This window comes from Bacillus sp. GM2 (genome assembly GCF_056155945.1).
The window spans coordinates 488093-507461 of record NZ_JBRKSZ010000008.1 but is presented as its reverse complement, the minus strand read 5'-3'; the positions used below and the strand labels follow the sequence as shown (position 1 = coordinate 507461).

General features: G+C 46.8%; 14 protein-coding genes and 1 pseudogene. 8 read left to right on the top strand and 7 right to left on the bottom strand.

Going from position 1 to position 19369, the window contains the following annotated elements:
- Positions 1-29: 29 nt before the first annotated feature.
- Together ACVC9U_RS17305 and ACVC9U_RS17300 are read right to left on the bottom strand one after the other, a co-directional pair.
- On the bottom strand, positions 30-1298 hold the full coding sequence (locus tag ACVC9U_RS17305) for an MFS transporter (RefSeq protein WP_441391336.1): 1269 nt from the start codon (positions 1296-1298) through the stop codon (positions 30-32).
- 15 nt (positions 1299-1313) lie between these two features.
- Positions 1314-2231, bottom strand: a complete 918-nt coding sequence (locus tag ACVC9U_RS17300; protein WP_441391335.1) for a bifunctional helix-turn-helix transcriptional regulator/GNAT family N-acetyltransferase — start codon at positions 2229-2231, stop codon at positions 1314-1316.
- Between the two features lie 272 nt (positions 2232-2503).
- Between ACVC9U_RS17300 and ACVC9U_RS17295 the strand changes: the two genes are divergently transcribed.
- Positions 2504-4576 (top strand): beta-galactosidase, encoded by a 2073-nt coding sequence (locus ACVC9U_RS17295; RefSeq protein WP_441391334.1) that lies wholly within the window; start codon positions 2504-2506, stop codon positions 4574-4576.
- Between the two features lie 234 nt (positions 4577-4810).
- Here ACVC9U_RS17295 and ACVC9U_RS17290 read toward each other — a convergent pair whose 3' ends face one another.
- Positions 4811-5956 (bottom strand): phytase, encoded by a 1146-nt coding sequence (locus ACVC9U_RS17290; RefSeq protein ID WP_441391333.1) that lies wholly within the window; start codon positions 5954-5956, stop codon positions 4811-4813.
- Between the two features lie 250 nt (positions 5957-6206).
- Complete coding sequence (locus ACVC9U_RS17285) at positions 6207-7697, bottom strand: peptide MFS transporter (protein ID WP_016886090.1); 1491 nt, start codon at positions 7695-7697, stop codon at positions 6207-6209.
- A 289-nt stretch (positions 7698-7986) separates the two neighbouring features.
- On the opposite strand from ACVC9U_RS17285, the gene ACVC9U_RS17280 reads away from it, so the two are divergent.
- Entirely contained in the window at positions 7987-9723 is a 1737-nt protein-coding gene (locus tag ACVC9U_RS17280; RefSeq protein WP_441391629.1) for a right-handed parallel beta-helix repeat-containing protein, read from the top strand.
- 23 nt (positions 9724-9746) lie between these two features.
- Here the strand turns inward: ACVC9U_RS17280 and ACVC9U_RS17275 are convergent, their stop codons facing one another.
- Positions 9747-9965, bottom strand: coding sequence for a YczF family membrane protein (locus tag ACVC9U_RS17275; RefSeq protein ID WP_017473985.1), 219 nt, complete (start codon positions 9963-9965; stop codon positions 9747-9749).
- A 124-nt stretch (positions 9966-10089) separates the two neighbouring features.
- On the opposite strand from ACVC9U_RS17275, the gene ACVC9U_RS17270 reads away from it, so the two are divergent.
- The 4 genes and pseudogenes from ACVC9U_RS17270 to ACVC9U_RS17255 all read left to right on the top strand — a co-directional run bounded on the left by ACVC9U_RS17270 (position 10090) and on the right by ACVC9U_RS17255 (position 14854).
- Positions 10090-11733 (top strand): spore germination protein, encoded by a 1644-nt coding sequence (locus ACVC9U_RS17270; RefSeq protein ID WP_441391627.1) that lies wholly within the window; start codon positions 10090-10092, stop codon positions 11731-11733.
- Positions 11717-12939, top strand: a pseudogene (locus ACVC9U_RS17265) (Ger(x)C family spore germination protein). Before ACVC9U_RS17270 ends, ACVC9U_RS17265 begins: the two are co-directional and overlap by 17 nt.
- 24 nt (positions 12940-12963) lie before the next feature.
- On the top strand, positions 12964-14070 hold the full coding sequence (locus ACVC9U_RS17260; RefSeq protein ID WP_017473982.1) for a GerAB/ArcD/ProY family transporter: 1107 nt from the start codon (positions 12964-12966) through the stop codon (positions 14068-14070).
- A 55-nt stretch (positions 14071-14125) separates the two neighbouring features.
- Complete coding sequence (locus tag ACVC9U_RS17255; protein ID WP_009330188.1) at positions 14126-14854, top strand: MerR family transcriptional regulator; 729 nt, start codon at positions 14126-14128, stop codon at positions 14852-14854.
- A gap of 32 nt (positions 14855-14886) precedes the next feature.
- Here ACVC9U_RS17255 and ACVC9U_RS17250 read toward each other — a convergent pair whose 3' ends face one another.
- Positions 14887-15570: an ABC transporter ATP-binding protein gene (locus ACVC9U_RS17250; RefSeq protein ID WP_003178925.1), complete on the bottom strand. Its 684-nt coding sequence runs from the start codon at positions 15568-15570 to the stop codon at positions 14887-14889.
- A gap of 15 nt (positions 15571-15585) precedes the next feature.
- Positions 15586-17025 carry an ABC transporter permease gene (locus ACVC9U_RS17245; RefSeq protein WP_017473981.1) on the bottom strand — a complete coding sequence of 480 codons (1440 nt, stop codon included), beginning with the start codon at positions 17023-17025 and terminating at the stop codon, positions 15586-15588.
- Between the two features lie 217 nt (positions 17026-17242).
- Between ACVC9U_RS17245 and ACVC9U_RS17240 the strand changes: the two genes are divergently transcribed.
- Together ACVC9U_RS17240 and ACVC9U_RS17235 are read left to right on the top strand one after the other, a co-directional pair.
- The gene (locus tag ACVC9U_RS17240; protein WP_003178929.1) at positions 17243-17929 is read left to right on the top strand and encodes a response regulator transcription factor; all 687 of its coding nucleotides are present in this window, start codon (positions 17243-17245) and stop codon (positions 17927-17929) included.
- Positions 17919-19346 carry a sensor histidine kinase gene (locus tag ACVC9U_RS17235; protein WP_009330185.1) on the top strand — a complete coding sequence of 476 codons (1428 nt, stop codon included), beginning with the start codon at positions 17919-17921 and terminating at the stop codon, positions 19344-19346. The genes ACVC9U_RS17240 and ACVC9U_RS17235 overlap by 11 nt, the downstream gene beginning before the upstream one ends.
- Positions 19347-19369 lie beyond the last annotated feature (23 nt).

The following is a 19369-nucleotide window of genomic DNA, read 5'->3' as shown; positions in this document are numbered from 1 at the left end:
TTTTTGACGTTCAAAAACAGGTTTTTTCATTATTGCTGAACGGAACGCCCTTCCTGATTGAGTGTTGGGTTTATTTTTTTAGGTTCCGGCAGCAGGATGTTCAAAATGCTTGCTGCCGCCAAAATAACGATTGAAAGGTAGAAAGACATGTTATAGTTGCCTGTTTGGCTGTACCAGACGCCGGGCAAATAAGCGCCGAGCGCCGAACCGATCTGGTGGCTGAGGAACAGCCAGCCGAGAATGAACCCGACGGAGTACTGCCTGAAATACTGGGTTGCGAGCATTTGCGTCGGGGCGACGGTCGCAAAGTCGACCAAACCGAACAAAACCGCGAAGCAAAGCAGGAGCATCGAGTTGTGGCTCGACAACAGAATGACAAGCGACAGCGCCCTTACGGCATATAAAAAGCACAAAATTTTCCGGCTGCTCCAGCGGTCAGCGACGACGCCGGAAATCAAAATGCCGATGATGTTAAAGCCGGCCAGCAGGCTGACAGCAGCGCTTGTTACTTCGGTCGAAAACCCGTGGTCATGCGAAAAAGGGATAAGATGGGTATCCATTAACCCTGTCGTTGTAAATCCGCAAATGAAAAACGGCAAGACGAGGAACCAAAACGTCCTTTTGAGAAAAACGGCTTTGTATGGAATCTTTTTAGGCTGAGCGTCTGGCTCTTCTTTTATCTCGCCGCCCTGAGTGCCGCCGATCGGCTCTGCATTCTTTTCCGAAGGATGGTTCCGCAATAACAAGATGACGATCGGAAATACGATAACAGCTAAAAACAATCCGAGAACGATGACGGTCACTTTCCAGTTAAACCAGTGGATCAACATGAGCGATCCAGGGACAAGCAGCATCTGCCCCGCGCCGAATCCGGCTTCCATAATGCCGAATGCAAGCCCCCGCTTCTCATTGAACCAGTTGGTCACGATCACGGTCGATGCGACATTCGAGGCACCGCCGACGCCGAGAGAAACGATGATGCCGTACAAAATAAACAGCTGCCACGGAGAAGTCACGAGATATGTAAAAAAGATGCTCAAGCCGACCAGAAGCGTGCTGAGAGATAAAATGATCCGCGGTCCGAACCGGTCGACAAGCCTGCCGATCACCGGCTGGGATACGCCGTAGACAATGAAGCTCAACATGGAAATAAGCGAAATCGTGCCCCTGTCCATTGAAAATTCCTCTTCCCAAGGCTGAATAAAAGCCCCGAAAGAAAGGCGCACCCCTTGAACGGCCAAAAGCGTCAAAAACGTCACAAAAACGATAATCCAGGCGTAGTGTATTTTCCGTTTCATAGATCCTCCATTTCGTCAGCCTAACTCGGCATCCCAGCGTTCTTCCCGGAGCCGCTGTCCCCATAATAAAGTCTCGTCTTTCACTTCCGTCAGTCTGAATCCGAATTTTTCATACAAAGGCCGCGCTTCAGCCATCGTACTTACAGTCCATAGAAAAATCCGCTCAAATTGATTGTCTTTGCAATAATCGATGAGATGCTTCAAAAGGCGCGTGCCGACTCCCTGATGCCGAAAAGCGGCGTCGACCAGAAACCATCTGAGCTGTACGGTTTGGCCGGGATGTTTGACGAGCCCGACGCATCCCGCAAACCTTCCGGCGCTCTCCGCGATCCAGATGTTTTCGATATCGGCATCAAATGTTTCGTGAAGGTAATCCAAAAATGAATCGTCCCAGCCGTGTGTCTCCGCGTAAAACGCACGCTGTTTTTCGATCATCAGTTTGGTATCGTCCGATATATAGTAATCTCTTATGGAAATGTCCGATTTTTCGGGCGGCAGGTGTTCCGACAATATGGATTCAATTGTATTCATCGCCTCCGTCAGCTTTTCCTGATGGGGGCCGTCGATATGCTTCAGCATGTATTCGATTTGCTGATTGGCTTTTGCCTCCAGCTTCTTATAAATGGATTCGCCGAAGCTTGTTAAATAGATATAGTGGTTGCGGCTGTCCTCCTCGCTTCTCTTTTTATAGACCATATTTTCCTTTTCGAACCGCTTCAGGATCCGGCTGACATAGCCCCGGTCCAAGCCGAGCGTATCTTGAATCAGTTTGGCTGTACAATCGGCCGTATTGTGAATTTCGAATAATATCCGGGTTTCCGTCAATGAAAAAGGGCTGTCATAAATATGTTCATTCAGAAAACCGAGCACATTTGTGTAGAATCGATTGAACTTTCTGAATTTTAATGTGATAGAATGATTGATTTCTGTCATCTCAAAACCTCTCTCCCTATAAATCGTTGCTTTAATCAATTATAATAAAATAGTTGATTTAGTCAAGTGTAAGGAAATAAAGTTAAAAATGTTAATGTTAGATTATATTTTACAAATAAAGAAAGATAAATTCAATCATACAGGAAAATTCATCCACCAGGCAGGAAAGAGGGAAGAAAACAGAGTATATAATCTAACAATCTGTTTTTGAAAGCGTTTAATATCTGTCTCCGCGTCATATGAAAACGAGGAAGAGAGGATGAAACTTTACGATGGTCAAACCGTATCCCCCGATCAGCCGGAAAGTTCCCCGACTGTTGCATGGAGCCGATTACAACCCTGATCAATGGCTTGAATATCCGGAAGTTTTAAAAGAAGATATCCGCCTGATGAAGCTGTCCCGCTGCAATGTGATGTCTGTCGGCATTTTCTCCTGGGTTTCGCTCGAGCCTGAAGAAGGAAGATTTACATTTGATTGGCTCGATCAGGTTCTTGATACTTTCAAGGAAAACGGAATTTATGCGTTCTTGGCTACACCGAGCGGCGCCAGACCGGCTTGGATGTCCAAAAAGTATCCCGAGGTGCTGAGAACGGAGCGCAACAGGGTCAGAAACCTTCATGGAAAGCGGCACAATCATTGCTATACGTCGCCTGTCTACCGCAGGAAAACGGCGATCATAAACGGAAAGCTTGCGGAGCGCTATGCGCATCACCCGGCTGTCATCGGCTGGCATATCTCCAATGAATACGGCGGAGAGTGTCATTGTGAACTTTGCCAAGATAAGTTCAGAGAGTGGCTGCTCGCGAAATACAAAACGCTGGACCGCCTTAATCATGCGTGGTGGACATCGTTTTGGAGCCACACCTATACAGATTGGGACGAGATCGAGTCGCCGGCTTCGCACGGCGAGGATGCCGTTCACGGTTTGAATTTGGACTGGAAGCGTTTTGTCACAGATCAAACGGTTGATTTTTGCCGGCATGAAATTGCCCATGTCCGTTCTTTTAACCCCGACCTGCCCGTGACGACGAATTTTATGGGAACATACGCCGGTTTGAATTATTGGAAGTTCGCCGACTTGCTTGATGTCATCTCGTGGGATTCTTATCCGGCATGGCACAGCAGCCGGCAGGAAGACAGCCGGCTTGGAGCCGATATTGCTTTTGTTCATGACATCAATCGCTCTCTTAAAGGCGGCCGGCCGTTCATGCTGATGGAAAGCACGCCGAGCATGACGAACTGGCAGGATGTCAGCAAGCTGAAGCGCCCCGGTATGCATGAATTGTCGTCATTACAGGCAGTCGCTCACGGATCGGACACCGTTCAGTATTTTCAATGGCGGAAAAGCCGCGGGTCAAGCGAAAAATTTCACGGAGCAGTCGTTGATCATGAAGGATCAGAGCATACGCGCGTTTTTCAGGAAGTGAAAAAGCTCGGGGAAAAGCTCGAAAAGCTGGAGGACGTCGCAGGGACGACAGTGGAACCCGAGGCCGCGATTATATTTGACTGGGAGAATCGCTGGGCTTTGGAAGATGCCCAAGGTCCGCGCAATATCGGAAAGCATTATGAACGGACCGCCAAATCGTTTTATGAACCGTTTTGGCGGGAAGGCGTACCGGTTGATGTGATTCACATGGAGGCTGATTTCTCCCGCTATAAGCTTTTGGTCGCCCCGATGCTCTACATGCTGAAGGAAGGCACCGCTGAAAGGATTGAACAGTTTGTTCAAAACGGAGGGACATTTGTCGCCACTTATTGGTCGGGCATTGTTGATGAGAATGATCTTACGTTCCTGGGAGGGTTTCCTGGGGGCTTAAGAAAAACGCTCGGCATTTGGTCTGAGGAGATCGATGCTCTTCATGACGGACAGAAAAATACCATTGTGATGGATGAAGAAAACAGGCTCGGATTAAGCGGAAGCTATGAAGCCAGCGAGCTTTGCGATCTGATTCATTTAGAAGGGGCCGAAGCGCTCGCTGCGTACGAGGATGATTTTTACGCGGGCCGGCCGGCGCTGACGGTCAATTTGTTCGGAGACGGGAAGGCCTACTATATCGCTTCAAGGAATGAGGCGGCGTTCCAAGAGGCGTTTATATCTAGGCTCATTGAAGAGTGCGGGATTGCCAAAGTGCTCGATACAGAGCTCCCGAAAGGCGTCACCGCCCAGCTCCGCACAGACGGCCGCCACGATTATATTTTCGTGATGAATTTTACAGCGGAAAGCAGAAGTGTCTCGCTTCCGGAGGAAACATACACGGACGTTTTAAAGGGAACCCAGAAAAAAGGCGCGCTCAAACTGCCGCCTTACGGAACGAGCATTTTACGGAGAAGCCATAAGGCCTAGGAAGCCTTACTTTTCAGGCCGACGCTTCGTGCAAAATGCAGCTGCAAGCAGGAAGATGACAGCAGAAGTGTACGCCAATACACCTTGATTAAAAACGCAGAGAAACATGATAAAACCGCCAACATGATAAACACTACGGCATAGAGATTTAAACGCAATACCATCCCTCCATTAATAGTTATCTTAACATAAAGGAATGTGAAAAATCCGCGGGCATTTCCCGCGGATCCGTCGTTATTTGGCTCGTTTTTTCAGTTTTCGGGGATTGACCTGATCATCGATATCAGGCTTGTCGTCCAGCGCGTCAGCAATTTTTTCCCAGGAGACAATTTTGAAGTTCTGATTGGCTGGCTGTCCATTTTCCGTATTTTCGCCGTCTTGGGCGACAAAGATGCCGTATGGATATTTTTTGCCGAGGCCGAAGCCGATGACGTCGATTCCATCGGTATCGCTTGTCCCGTTGATTTCTTTACCGTCATCAATTGAAAAATCGGTGACATAGTCGTTTTTCCCGCGCCGGTCATAGATGGCATAACGGTTATCGCCCTGACTGGACGCGATCAAATATCCTTCGCCGTCTTCTCCGTAGTAAATCGTCAGCCCTTCAATATCAGCGGTTAAATGCGTTCCGCCTGCGCGATCGACAATTTTTCCTTTATCTCCGCCGTTTGGCTCGGCGCTGAAAGACCAAATCGCAGCGTCTTCTTCAGCGATGTACATTTTGCCGTATTCATCATCTGCTGCAAGCCCTTCTGTTTGAGAGCTCATTTTGAATGAGCGGACCTTTTTGCCTTCGACTTGTCCTTTTCCGTTGTCAAACAGTTCGTATTGCTCGAATTCTACGTTCTTTCCGGTCACCATGGCGTAGAACTTGCCGGTTTTCTGGCTGTGATACAGGCTGAAACCATACACCTCCTCAATATCGGTTTGAATAGGTTTTTGAGGATTGACGATGTTTTTCAGCTTGTTTTTTTCGCCGTCAAAGGCGTATATTTCAACCGTGTTTTTGCCGTCTGACCGGTTTGAGGCCCCGGCAATATCAATTTTTTTGCCATCGAGCGGAAAATTGTAGCGGAGATCGACGTTGTTTAATTTGCCAAACGGATAGGCTGCCAGCTGTTTTCCGTTTAAATCGTAAACGATCAAGCCAGATTTTTTATTTGTTGTGATCAGCCGGCTTTTTTCAGGCTGCTTCGGATGAACCCAAATCGCCGGGTCATCTGCCGCGTCGTCAGGGGTATCCACCGGCTCTGTCTCTGCATCGGCAGTCACCGAGAAGTCCTTATAAGCTGAAGCTTCGGCACGGGGGAGAATGCTCCATGAGGGAGACAATAAGGATGCCGCAAGAGTTGATAAGGCGAGCGTTTTGTAAAAGTTCATATATTAACCTCCTTTTGATAACACTTATACTAGCAAATCAATGAAAACTATCATTTGAGGAAATGTAAACTTTTGTTAAAAAAGCGGTGGTTTAAAGGGGCTGTGAGATTTAGCATACGAAGCCGCAGAGAAAACCCCCGGAATTCTTTCCGGGGGTTTTGCTTTAACAGGTATTCCCTATCTCTCATTAAATCGAAATGTATATATCCTGCGAAAAAACAGAAGAAAAGGAGTATCAGCCTATTGCTTTTTAATTAACACCCTTCATAAATTTCTGAATTTTCGGTGACAGCAGCATCAAAATGATCCCGAGCAGGATGGATACACCGCCGATGATGCCGAAGTAGGCGATCTCGGTATCAACGCTGTAAAATCTGACGATCTGTGCGTTGATGGCCTGTGCAGAAGCGTTTGACAGGAACCATAGACTCATCGTCTGCGCTGAGAAAGCAGCAGGAGCCAGCTTTGACGTTGCGGATAACCCGACTGGAGACAAGCACAATTCCCCGAGAACGACGATCAGGAAGCTGAGCACAAGCCACATTGGATTGGCAAGCGATTCAGTGCCGTTGATGTAAGCAGGGAAAATCATGACGACAAATGACAGTCCGGCTAAAATCAACCCGAGTGAAAACTTCGTCGGCGTTGACGGCTGACGGTTTCCGAGCCTCATCCAAATCCATGCGAAAACCGGTGCAAGCACAACGATGAACAACGGATTCAGCGACTGGAACCAAGAAGAGTGCAATTGGACACCTAAAAATTCCAAATGAGTGCGTTTATCTGCATAGGTGGCTAAAATATTGGCGCCTTGTTCCTGAATCGCCCAAAACATCATCGATGCGACAAACAGCGGAATGTAAGCTGTGAGACGGGAACGTTCATCACTCGTCGTTTTGGAGCTTTTAAACATGACGATGAAATAAATCAGCGGGATCAAAATACCGAGACAGCTGACGATCATCGTAAACAGCTCGATTGTCATCCAGCCCATAAAGGCGGAATAGCCAAAGATGGCAGCAATCACCAAAACACCGATTCCAATCCGTCCGAACACCATTTTTCTTTCAGCGGGTGTCAGCGGATTCGGCACCGTTCTTCCGGCAGATCCGAGGTTTTTCTTCCGCGTCGCTAAATAGGTCAGCAGTCCGAACAACATGCCGATGGCAGCAAGGCTGAAGCCGAGATGGTAGTTGTATGTCTGACCGACTGTGCCGACGATAATCGGCGCGAGAAATCCGCCAAGGTTGATTCCCATATAGAAGATGCTGAAACCAGAATCGCGGCGGGTGTCTTCAGGGCTGTACAAATCGCCGACAACGCTTGATACGTTAGGTTTTAAAAGGCCTGTCCCAATGATGATCAAGAACATGCTGATGAAGAAAGCGGGGACGCTTCCCGGGAATGACAAAAGAATGTGTCCGAACATAATGAGCACGCCGCCGTAAAACACGGTGTTTGCAGTTCCGAGGAGCCTGTCCGCTATCCAGCCCCCGATAATGCCGGACATATAGACGAGGGAACCATATACGGCCATAATCGAGTTCGCTGTCGTTTGATCAAACCCGAGGCCGCCTTTTGTCACCTCTGTATACAAATAATAGATAAGGATGGCTCTCATGCCGTAGTATGAAAAGCGCTCCCAAAATTCAGTGAAGAATAAGGTGAAGAGTCCGCGGGGATGTCCAAAAAACCCCTTTTGCGGAATGTTTTGAAAAGTTTCTTTTTGATGGTTTGACATTCGCAATACTCCTTCTCTTTCTATGTCTATTATAAAAATCATATTCTTATATAATGTTCGTGTCAATACACCTTCAATCGATTTGAATTTTTGATCGATGATGCCACAAGTTGTGAAGCGCTTTACAAGCGGATAGAAAAAAATTTTGGGAGAAAATTTGGATTGAAAGATTTTTTAATAAAATTTTATCTATTTATGTACAAGCGGATTTTACTAGATTGGCATATATATAAAGCAAACCGTTTTACAAAAGGAGGCTGAAAACAGCGTGCAGCAGCAACCTGATGAAATGAGAATGACAGTGGTTGACGCGACAAAGTTCGGCGCTGTCGGCGACGGCAAAACAGACTCCACAAATGCGATCAACGAATGTTTGGCATGGACAAAGTCGATGGGATACAACACGGTGTGGATACCGAACGGCACGTACATGATTGACGGGACGAAAAACGGCGACCCGCGGGCTCCGTTTCGCGGCGCCGGCATCAATGTTCCCGGCAATATTGAAATTTTGATGGACGCGGAGGCTGTCATCAAGGTAAAGCCGAACAGTTCATGGGGATACGCTGCTTTTTATATAGGCGGAACATCCGATATAAAAATATCCGGAGGCAGCATCATTGGTGAAAGAGATGAACACACATATACACCGGCCCCGAGGCCGACCCATGAATGGGGATTCGGAATTTGCATCGAAGGGGCGTCAAATGTCGTCATTGAAAACGTGAGAATAGCCGATTTTACAGGAGACGGAATCATTATCAGCAACGGAGGAGAAGGGTATAGACCGTCAGAGCGTATTCAGGTAACCAATTGCGATATCAGGCGCTCCAGAAGAAATAACTTGTCCATCACAGGGTGCGACAATGTTCTTGTAGAAGGATGCGAAATTGCAGATGCGGGAACAGGAAACGGAACCGCTCCTTGCTTTGGCATTGATATAGAAGGCTATAGTGAAGGAAGCATCGTCTATGAAGAACCCGTCAATGTCATCATCAGAAACAACGTGTTAAAAGGCAATGTCAATCATGCCGTTTCCAACTTCAACGGTACTTCTGTCATCATCGAAGGCAATGTTGCAGACGGTACCATTTCATACGGCTATGGAACGGGGACGACGATTGCAAACAATATCATCAAGAAAAATCCCGAATTCACCGGGCAGAGCACTGGAATTAACGGCCTCGGTGTAGGGGCTTTGGAAGAAAGAAGCGATGCCGTAATAAAGGGAAATTTGATTTCCGGTTTTACGACAGGCATAGATATCCGCGGAAAAAGCGTTTTTGCTGCGGGGAATAAAATCCGTGATTTTGTAAATGCCGGAATTCTTGCTTATCAAGCGTCGCAAGTCTTCATTGAAGGAAATTATATTGAAAACGACGTACCTGAACAAAGGTCCGGCACCGCTTTCAGCATCACGCAATCAGACAATGTAACATGTTCCGGCAATCAAATTGCAAATGTCGTTCTTGCTGTCAGGAGCACAGGGAACGACGTCCAAATCAAGCATAACGTCATTAAGCAATTTTCCAGAGGCATATGGATATCTCAAGGAAATGCTGTAATAGAAGGAAACTTTATTTCGCCGAACGGCTTTCAAACGGTGCCGGAGTCATATGCTGTATCCGTCACAAACACAGCTTCGGCAGTTATTCAACAAAACACCATCACACGCTTCAGAAACTTTCCAATATACAGCTCGACAAATCAGCATACAAAAATTATCGGAAACTATATTGAAGATTCACCGCTGATCGTCACGGTGTTTCTCACCCGCGGAACACACGAGGTTATCGGCAATACGATAACGCTCAGCAGGCCGTCCTTGCCGGCTGTCCTCATTTATCTTGACCAATCGTCGGACTCGGCGATCCTCAACAACACGCTTCGAAGCAATACGGAAGCAAGAGTAACGGCCATTCAAACCAATACGTCAAGGCAAACGCTCATCATCGGCAATACGATTGTCAAAGGAATGATCCATTCCCACCAAACAGATACAGTCAATGGAAATATCGAAGTTTAAGCTCCCTTTGGACAGGGAGCCTTTTATGTCCTTTTTCTCTTTTTGCGAAAGCTTTCCGAGGCTTCGAGAAAAATGATAAACAAAAATAAAAGGATGATGATCCACTCGCCCACTTCCAGGGTGGCAAACGTCAGGGAGTTTACAATGGCTCTTTGCAAGGTCATGCCTTGAAATACATCCAGCATGACGGCAAAAGCCTCTAAGGAAGCTAATAATAAAAGCCCGATTCCGATTAATTTCAACTTTGCACCACTCTCCGTTCCCCGTTATTTTTTCTCCTTTCATAAAGCACTATTCACCCGGGAATAGTATAAATGTGCTTGCGCAAGGAAAAATATGAAAAACGAAAAGGGGAATCTGACAGCCATGCCATTCTTTTTTAAAGGTCGTCATCAAAAAGATAACAAACAAGAATCTCTAATGAGCGGAGATAAATACCCGGAAACCGTAAAGTTGTCTGGGTTTGTGCGTCCCTTGCTTGCCGAAAACCTGAGCCTGATTAAAGAAATGACCGGAAACAGCTCCGATATTGTCATCCGTAAGTTAAAAACGGGCGCTGGCGAAAAAATTGAAATAGCCGTCGTTTATGTCGGCGGCATTACAGATGATAAAGCGATTCACGATTTTTTGCTGGAATCGATCATGAACTCCGAAGAATTGGCGAAAAAGGAGTACGGCAGGGAGGTTCTTGAGACGATTGCAAGTGATGCCGTTGCCCTGGGCGGTGTCGAAAAAGAAAAGCGATTGGACAAAGTGCTCGAATCTTTGATGGCAGGAAATACGATCATTTTGGCCGAGGGGACGGCAAAAGCGGTTATTACGACCACGAAAGGCGGTGAAAAACGCTCGATCAAGGAGCCTGAGAATCAGCAGGCATTCCGCGGTTCACGTGAAGGATTTATCGAATCGCTCGACACGAATATTTCTTTGGTGCGCAGAATTATTAAAAACCCGAATCTATGGGTTGAAAAAACGACGATGGGAAGCGTCACAAAAACCGATGTAGCGATCATGTATATCAATGGGGTATGCGACCCGAAAACGGTGAAAGAAGTCAAAAAAAGGATGGAAAGCATTGAGATCGACAGCATCCTTGAATCGGGTTATATTGAACAGTTTATTGAAGACGCCGTATTTACGACTTTTCCGACGGTATATCATACTGAAAGGCCGGATATGGTCGCAGGAAACCTGCTTGAAGGAAGAATCGCCATTTTTGTTGACGGTACACCGTTTGTTCTGCTTGTCCCTGCCGTTTTTATTCAATTTTTTCAATCTGTTGAAGATTACTATTCACGCTTTGACATTGCGACGTTTATCCGCTTTTTACGCGTATTGATCTTTTTTATTTCGCTGATTGCGCCTGCCGTCTATGTCGGTGCGACGACGTTTCACCAGGAAATGATCCCGACGGAGCTTTTGATCGTAATTGCCGCGCAGCGTGAAATCGTTCCGTTCCCGGCTGTGGTGGAAGCCCTGATCATGGAAATTTCGTTTGAAATTTTGCGGGAGGCTGGAATCCGCCTTCCGAAAGCGATAGGTTCAGCCGTTTCGATTGTGGGAGCGATCGTCATTGGGCAGGCGGCCGTTCAGGCCGGGATTGTGTCGCCGGCGATGGTCATCATTGTAGCGATCACAGCGATTTCAAGTTTTGCTACACCTTCTTTCGCCATGGCGATTTCCGCCAGGCTCGTCCGGTTTTTCTTCATATTAGCCGCGGCGACGACAGGTTTTTACGGCATTATTCTTGGACTGATCATCATGTTTGTCCATTTATGCAGCCTGCGTTCCTTCGGTGTTCCGTATATGACTCCTTTTGCGCCGTTTATTTTGAAAAATTGGGGCGACGCCATCGTTCGCTTGCCTTTGTGGACACATGAGAAGCGGCCTGAACTGATCGGCAACGACAATAAGGTGCGTCAAGGAGAGTACCAGAAACCCGAACCGCCGGAGTCAGGCGATATGAAGACAAAACAAGAAGATGGTGATCAAAATGAGACGAAGCGTTAAGATTGTACTCCTGCTTGCCGCCACTGTCCTTCTTCAAGGGTGCTGGGATAAAAGAGAACTGACGGATCTGCTGCTGATCACTGCTGTTGGTATTGATAAAGGAAAAGATACTGAATACGAATTAAGCTTTCAAATCGTCAACCCGATCAATGTGACAGGAGGCCTTCAAGGCGGACAGGGAGGAGACAGGCCGCCGATTTCGAGCTATTCTGTGACGGGAAACAATCTGACGGAAATGAGCAGACATGCGTCAGCAAAAATGTCGCGCGAGATTTATTACTCCAACACCAACTTGTTGGTTGTTGACGAAAAACTCGCCAAGGAAGAAGGCTTGATTAAAATTCTTGATGTTCTTGACCGGGACACCGATTTTCGTACAACGGCGACGATTATTATTTCCCGCGGCCAAAAAGCGAAAACATTTATCCGGACGCTGACTGCGATCGATAAGATCCCGTCAAATAAAGTAAACAAAACGCTGCAATTTACTGAAAAGCATTTAGGAGAAAATATGAAAACGAGCGTCCAGGATGTCATCAAATGCTTGACTTCGAAGGCAAAGCACCCGATTATTTCTTCTTTTAAAGTAACCGGAAATAAGGAAAAGGGTGAAAAAATGGAAAACGTGCAGTCTACATCTCCTGAGGCAATAGTCGAAGCGGACGGCTTGGCGGTCATTAAAGAGGGAAAGCTCGTCAATTGGCTTGAAGGCAAAACGGCGAGAGGCGTTTTATGGCTGCGCAATAAAATCAGCAGAACGTATTTGACAATTCCAATGAATCATGAGAGAGATGCCGTCACATTTGAAGTCATCCGCCAAAAAACAAAAATCGGATCTCACCTGAAAAACGGCAAACCGGCGATTTCGGTTGACGTCGACATGGAAGGGGACATCGGCGAAACAACTGTACCGATTCACCTGGATGATCCAAAAGTGCTGAGCGACATCGAAAGGAAGGTGGCAAAGGAACTGAAAAATGAATTGCAGAATACGATTGACATTGTTAAGCGGAACAAGACGGATGTTCTGCAATTCGGTGATGTTGTGTATCGCACCCACCCCGAAGCGTGGAAAAAGATGGAGGGCGAGTGGAGCAATCGGTATTTTCCTGACACAGATGTCGACATTACGGTTAATGCATATGTACGAAGAACAGGTTTAAGGAACAACCCGAACATTTGAATCATCGTGAAGGGCGTTCTTGAATGAAAGAGAGAGGAGGGCTTTAAATGGAGAAAGCAAAAATCAGTGCTGCACAGCTGTTCGTGCTGATTGTTCTGTTTGAACTCAGCAGCTCTCTGCTGATTTTTCCAGGGCAATCTGCAGAACAGGACGCCTGGATCGCGATCTTGTTCGGAACAGTCGGAGGGCTGGCTTTGTTTATGATGCACCACTTTTTCTACCAGGTGAATCCCGACGCCTCTCCCTATAAAACGCTGATGAATATTTTTGGAAAACCGGTTGGCTGGAGCATGACATTTATCTACATTGTTTATTATTGTTACATTGCGGCAAGGGTTTTGCGCGATTTTGGAGAAATGCTGCTGACATCTGCTTATCCGAACACGCCGATTATCTTCGCTAATGGATTGTTGATTGCAGTTTGTATTTTTACTGTGAGGAAGGGAATCGAGGTCCTTGCCCGTTCAGGCGAGCTGTTGTTTGGCATCATGTTTTGGCTTGCTGTCACAGGCCTTATCCTGATAGTTTCGTCAGGAATGATCAAACCGAAAGAGCTTTTGCCCATTCTTGGAAACGGACCCGGTCCGATGTTTCATGCCGTGTTCACGCAAACGCTGTATTTTCCGTTTGGAGAAATTATCGCCTTTACATTGATCCTGCCGTATTTAAAGGAAAAGAAACTAGCGAAAAAAGCCGGGTTGTTGGGAATTGCCATCAGCGGCCTCATCCTGGCTTTTAATGTCGCATTGAACATCAGCGTGCTTGGCGTCGATCTCAATATGCGGTCGCGCTTCCCATTGCTGAGTACGATCCAGACGATTCAAGTCGCCGAATTCTTGGTCAGGCTTGATGTATTTTTCATGCTCGTGCTGGTGATTGGCGTTTTTTTTAAGATGAGCATTTTCATGTATGCCGTAACCGAAGGCGTGACCGTTTTATTCAAGCTTAAAAACCCCTCCAAAGTTGTTCATGTCATCGGCATTATTATTTTGATTTTGTCCGTCTCCATTGCCAGCAATATTTCAGAGCATGTTAAAGAAGGAATCGAGTTTGTTCCATTATATGTCCATTTGCCGATGCAGGTGATCCTTCCCGCTTTTATTTGCATAGTCACTTATGTGAAAATGAAAAAAAATAAAAAAAAGGCCATGTAATGGATTGACCCCGCCCTTAGGGCACCCTTTAACATGACAGACGAGGTGAGGTTTGATGCTCTATACGGTAAAAGAAGTGGCTCGCTTGGCGAATATCACGATCAAAACGCTGTACCACTATCATAAAATCGGCCTTCTATGCCCCGCAGAAGTGACGGATGCCGGCTATCGCCTTTACGGGGTAAAAGAGCTGGAACGGCTGCAGCACATCTTGTTTTATCGGGAGCTCGAATTTCCGCTCAAGGCAATTAAGCAAATACTGGACGGCAAAGCTGATCGACTGACGATTTTGTCTGAGCAGAAACGTCTTTTCACTGCCCGTTTGGACAGAATTAAACAGCTTATTTCTACGATCGATCTTTCGATTCAGCAGGCCGGGAAAGGAGAAGCAATGGATCAATCAAGCATGTTCAAAGGGTTTTCAAGCAGCAGGGAATGGGAGGATGCGCTCGCTGAACAAAACCGCTATTTGAAGGAGGCGTATGATGTCGATTTGCTGAAAGGAGAACCAGTCATAGCGGAAGAAATGAATGAAAAAGCTGAAGAGGCGGCCCGTTTTATGAATGGAATGGCCGAAGCGCTCAGAGACGGAGTCAAACACGACCATGAACAAGTGAAGACTGCAATTAAACGGCACCTCAAGTTTTTGGGAATTACGCCCGACGATTTTCAGTCCCAGACACGCTTCTTTATCGAAGACGATTTTCATCGCGGAATGCTTGAAAATCAGCAAACAGGCCTCTCGTATTATTTGGCTGCTGCTGCAGAAGCATTTGCTTCATAATAAAAGAAGGGGAACGGCTCATGCCGCTCCCCTTATCCTGCTGATATGCGTTTTTTGACGGTAAAGCCGCCCCTTGAAAGCGTGATGTTGACATCGGATACCTTTGCGATCTGTTCATCATGGGTGACCATGATGACGCATTTGTTTTCTTGGTGGGCAAGGTTTTGAAAGAGCCGGACGATGTCTTTTGATGTATCTTCATCCAAGTTGCCTGTCGGTTCATCGGCGACGATTAAATCCGTGTCACAGCAGAACGCTCTGATGATGGAGACACGCTGCTGCTGGCCGCCGCTTAATGTCAATACTTTCTGTCTGGCCTGCTTTTCGCCGATGCCGACCTTTTCGAGCATCTCCAAAGCGTATTGTTCCTTGTTTTTGACCTGAGATCCGGTGATTTCCATGGCCGACGTGATATTTTGGAGAGCCGTCATATACGGCAGCAGGTTATAGGACTGAAAAACGATCGATACATATTGATTGCGGAAGCTGGTCAGTCCGATTTTTGAAATGTTTTCTCCTTTGTAGAGGATGTTCCCCTCTTTTGGCGCGTCAAGTCCGCCCGCCAACGATAAAAAGGTGGTTTTGCCGGAACCGGAAGTCCCGACAATCGTATATAAGAGTCCTTGGCTGAATTGAATGCTGATATCCTCGAATAGAGGCTGATCCTGATTTTTATACCAATAGCCGACATTCTGAAATTCTAAAATACTGCCCATAATCTTCACTTCTTTCTATTCTTGTTTTGTTAAAATCGTTTTCGGATGGAGCCTTAAAACAGATATGGACGGAAGGAGTGTCGCGAACATCGCAATTAAAAGGCCGATTCCGCCAAGTGCCATTAAGTTCCCGAAGGATACTTGAATGTCGAGCTGATCAATGGCTGAGACTTGAGCAGTACTTTGTCCGAAGAAGCCTCCGCCGCCTGGGCCCATCATTCCGCCTGCAGACTGGCTAGCTGACGTTTGTTCGATTTGCTGGCTCAAGAGCTGGTTCCCGATTTGCTTTGCAATCAGGCTGCCGGTTAATGCTGAGATCCCGATGGCAAGCACTGCGATCATTAAGATTTCGGTTAAAAACTGTCCGGTGAGTTTCCGGCGTTTTTCGCCGATCGCCATCAGAACACCCATTTCGTATTTTCTCTCCCTGATTGACATCATGACGATCAGTCCGAGAATCACCGCCCCGGCGACCGTGACAAGATAGACGACATTTTTCGAGAAGGAGGCGACATTTTCAATCGGGCCGACCATCTGCTGGTACAACTGGTCATTGGCGTCCAATGTGAATGTATCCAAATCAATGCCTGTTTTCTTGGCAGCCGCAATGAAAGCGTCGATGTTGGAGGCGTCGTCCATATTGTAGACCGCTTCATCTATCGCGTTTTGATAATCGTCGCCTTTTAAGGCCGATGCCGCCGTATATGGTGTATAGATTTTGTTATAAGGGTTTAAAAAGGCGAAGTTTTGCGCTTGATTGTCTCCGGATGAAGTCGTTTTATAGATTCCGACGATTTTTAAATTGATCGTTGCATCTTCATCGCTGCTCGCTTTGACTTTGATCGTATCGCCGACCTTCAGCTCGTTTTCTTCGGCAAGCGTTTCTTCAATCACGGCGACTTTTTCATTCACATCATCCTTTGTTAAAGCACGGCCTTCCGTGATCTTGGACGTCCCGTCGGCAAATTCGTCGACGAGGGCTGTGCTTGTCACACCTTCGATTGATACGTCAGCCTGCATCATTTGCCGGCCGCCCTGTTCATTGCCGCCCGATCCGGCCGGCTGATCGCTGTTTGAGTCCGTTGAATCCTCGTCACCGCTTTCGATCGGATCGAAGTTGTCCGCTAAAGCAGATGTTGAGGAGATGAAGTTATAGCTTTTGACATGGTAAAGGCTCGCAAGTTTCTCGGCTGATTTGAGAGAAACGGGGGTCGATTCAAACCTTTTCCGGTCTCCTGAGTCCTGCTGTTCTTTCATCATTTTTTCCCTGTCAACTTTGAGCGTGACGCTGCCTCCAAGCTGTTCCCTCGCCAGTTCGCTCGATTTCACGGCTGCCGACTGGATCGTAATTCCTGTCAGCACGAGCACGCAAATCATCGTGAAAACAAACAATTGTAAAAGTGTTTTTCCTTTTTTCGCTTTCATGCTCCAAAAGGCTCGTTTGAAAAAATTCATAACGCGTGATTCCTCCGTATCTATTTCATTTATTATTGCTGCCAAATCTAACGGCAGCAGGACTTTTGCCTTATGCTTGATTTCATCTTAGCCGCTACTTATGAATAAATTATGACCAAACTGTTGCCAGACCTTTAAATGTTCAGAATGGAATTGAGAAATGGCTGGGCCCTATGTAAAATGAATCTAACGTTTGTCTAGCGGAGGCACTTTTACGATGAAAATATTAATGATTGAAGATAATTTAAGCGTATGTACTATGACAGAGATGTTTTTTGCAAAAGAAGGATTTGAAACAGAGTTCGTCCATGACGGACTCGAAGGATATAACCGTTTTAAATCAGGTGATTGGGATTTGCTGATCATCGATATCATGCTGCCGTCGATGGATGGGGTCACGATCTGCAAAAAGGTCAGAGAAGAGAGCACGGTTCCGATTATTATGCTGACGGCAAAGGATACGGAATCAGACCAGGTGCTCGGTTTTGAGCTCGGGGCTGATGATTATGTGACCAAGCCGTTCAGCCCTTTGGCGCTTGTGGCGAGAATCAAAGCGGTGAGCCGGAGATATCAAAACGCCGGCCGGCAGGATTCCGCTGACAGCGACACGCTTGAAACGGAACATTTTAAAATCAATAAAAAAACGAGAGAAGTGTTTTTGGACGGCGTTCAAATTCAAAATTTGACGCCTAAGGAGTTCGATTTATTGTATTACTTGGTGCAAAGCCCGAAACAGGTTTTTTCAAGGGAGCAGCTGCTTGAGCAGGTTTGGGGATACCAATTCTACGGAGACGAGCGGACTGTGGATGTTCATATTAAACGGCTGAGAAAAAAGCTTGGCAGCGACTCGCGGCCGTTTCTTTACACCGTATGGGGAGTAGGGTACAAGTTCGATGAAGATTAAGTATCTCTATCAGCTGCTGGCCAGTCACATCAGTATATTAGTCTTGGCTTTTCTCATCACGGGGGCGCTGTTTTCACACTTTGCCAAAGACTTTGCATACGAGAGCAAAGTCGATGAGCTGTCTTCCTACGGCTACCGCATCATGGGCGAAATGGAGATGCGGCCGAAAGGAGCGCCGGCCATTATGAAGCCGTTTGAGGAAATTTTGCGAAGCAGGAAGATCAGCTTTTTTCTGTTTAATGAAAAGAAAGAGATCTTGATGACGCCGGCCGATTTGCGGCCGCGAAAACTGCTGCTCAGTGATGAAGAATGGAAAGAGCTTAAAGATGGAAAGGCCGTTGTCGTCAAAACCGACTTTAACCGTTTTAATGAGGAAGTATCGGTCGTCGCTCTGCCCAACATCGTCAACAATGAATTTCAGGGAGGCATTCTGCTGACCGCTCCGATCAGCGGGACCGAAGAAATGATCAGCGACATGAACCGCTTTATGCTCTTTACGGCGGCGGGTGTCATCTTAGTCGCTATTCTCTTAAGCTGGCTGACGTCGAAATTCCATGTCGCCCGCATTCAGAAGCTCCGCGACGCCACGAAAAAAGTCGCGGCCGGGGATTATGACATCCATATCGAAAACCGCAATAAGGATGAAATCGGTGATTTGGGCGACGACTTTAACATTATGGCCCGCAAGCTAAAAAGCTCAAGCGAGGAAATCGACCGGCTCGAAAAGCGGAGAAGGCAGTTTATCACTGACGTTTCACATGAGCTGAAGACGCCGCTGACGACGATCAGCGGTTTAGTGGAAGGGATGAACAGCCAGACGATACCCGAAGACCAGCAGGATAAATGTATGAAGCTGATCACGGAGGAGACAAAAAGGCTGATTCGCCTCGTCAACGAAAACCTTGATTATGAAAAAATCCGCTCCAACCAGATTACATTGCAAAAGCTGCATTATCCGCTGATCGAAGTGTTTGAAATCATTAAAGAGCAGCTGGCGCTTCAGGCGGAGGAGAGACAGAATCAGCTGATCCTCGATGTGGAAGATCATGTAATGGTCAATGCCGATTACGACCGGCTCATCCAGATTCTCGTCAATATTACGAAGAACAGCATTCAATTCACAACGAACGGAACCGTTTGGCTGAGAGGCCGGGAAGACTACAAGGAGACGGTGATCGAAGTAGAGGATACCGGAATCGGCATTGATGAAAATGATATCGAAAACATTTGGGATCGTTTTTATAAAGCGGATTTATCACGGACAAACACACCTTACGGAGAATACGGGCTGGGGCTGTCGATCGTCAGACAGCTCGTCTCCCTTCACAACGGCACGGTAGAGATTGAAAGCGAGAAAAACAAAGGAACAAAATTTATCATCCGCCTGCCGCTGACGGCGAGAGATGATGATGAATAGAAACCCGCCAGACAGCGTCTGGC

What these genes read in the sequence shown, in the direction of transcription:
- ACVC9U_RS17280 (WP_441391629.1), top strand. Translation starts at nt 7,987, where the DNA reads ATGAGAATGACAGTGGTTGACGCGACAAAGTTCGGCGCTGTCGGCGAC.
- ACVC9U_RS17235 (WP_009330185.1), top strand. Translation starts at nt 17,919, where the DNA reads ATGAAGATTAAGTATCTCTATCAGCTGCTGGCCAGTCACATCAGTATA.
- ACVC9U_RS17250 (WP_003178925.1), bottom strand. Translation starts at nt 15,570, where the DNA reads ATGGGCAGTATTTTAGAATTTCAGAATGTCGGCTATTGGTATAAAAAT.
- ACVC9U_RS17270 (WP_441391627.1), top strand. Translation starts at nt 10,090, where the DNA reads ATGCCATTCTTTTTTAAAGGTCGTCATCAAAAAGATAACAAACAAGAA.
- ACVC9U_RS17285 (WP_016886090.1), bottom strand. Translation starts at nt 7,697, where the DNA reads ATGTCAAACCATCAAAAAGAAACTTTTCAAAACATTCCGCAAAAGGGG.
- ACVC9U_RS17290 (WP_441391333.1), bottom strand. Translation starts at nt 5,956, where the DNA reads ATGAACTTTTACAAAACGCTCGCCTTATCAACTCTTGCGGCATCCTTA.
- ACVC9U_RS17245 (WP_017473981.1), bottom strand. Translation starts at nt 17,025, where the DNA reads ATGAATTTTTTCAAACGAGCCTTTTGGAGCATGAAAGCGAAAAAAGGA.
- ACVC9U_RS17240 (WP_003178929.1), top strand. Translation starts at nt 17,243, where the DNA reads ATGAAAATATTAATGATTGAAGATAATTTAAGCGTATGTACTATGACA.
- ACVC9U_RS17300 (WP_441391335.1), bottom strand. Translation starts at nt 2,231, where the DNA reads ATGACAGAAATCAATCATTCTATCACATTAAAATTCAGAAAGTTCAAT.
- ACVC9U_RS17295 (WP_441391334.1), top strand. Translation starts at nt 2,504, where the DNA reads ATGGTCAAACCGTATCCCCCGATCAGCCGGAAAGTTCCCCGACTGTTG.
- ACVC9U_RS17255 (WP_009330188.1), top strand. Translation starts at nt 14,126, where the DNA reads ATGCTCTATACGGTAAAAGAAGTGGCTCGCTTGGCGAATATCACGATC.
- ACVC9U_RS17305 (WP_441391336.1), bottom strand. Translation starts at nt 1,298, where the DNA reads ATGAAACGGAAAATACACTACGCCTGGATTATCGTTTTTGTGACGTTT.
- ACVC9U_RS17260 (WP_017473982.1), top strand. Translation starts at nt 12,964, where the DNA reads ATGGAGAAAGCAAAAATCAGTGCTGCACAGCTGTTCGTGCTGATTGTT.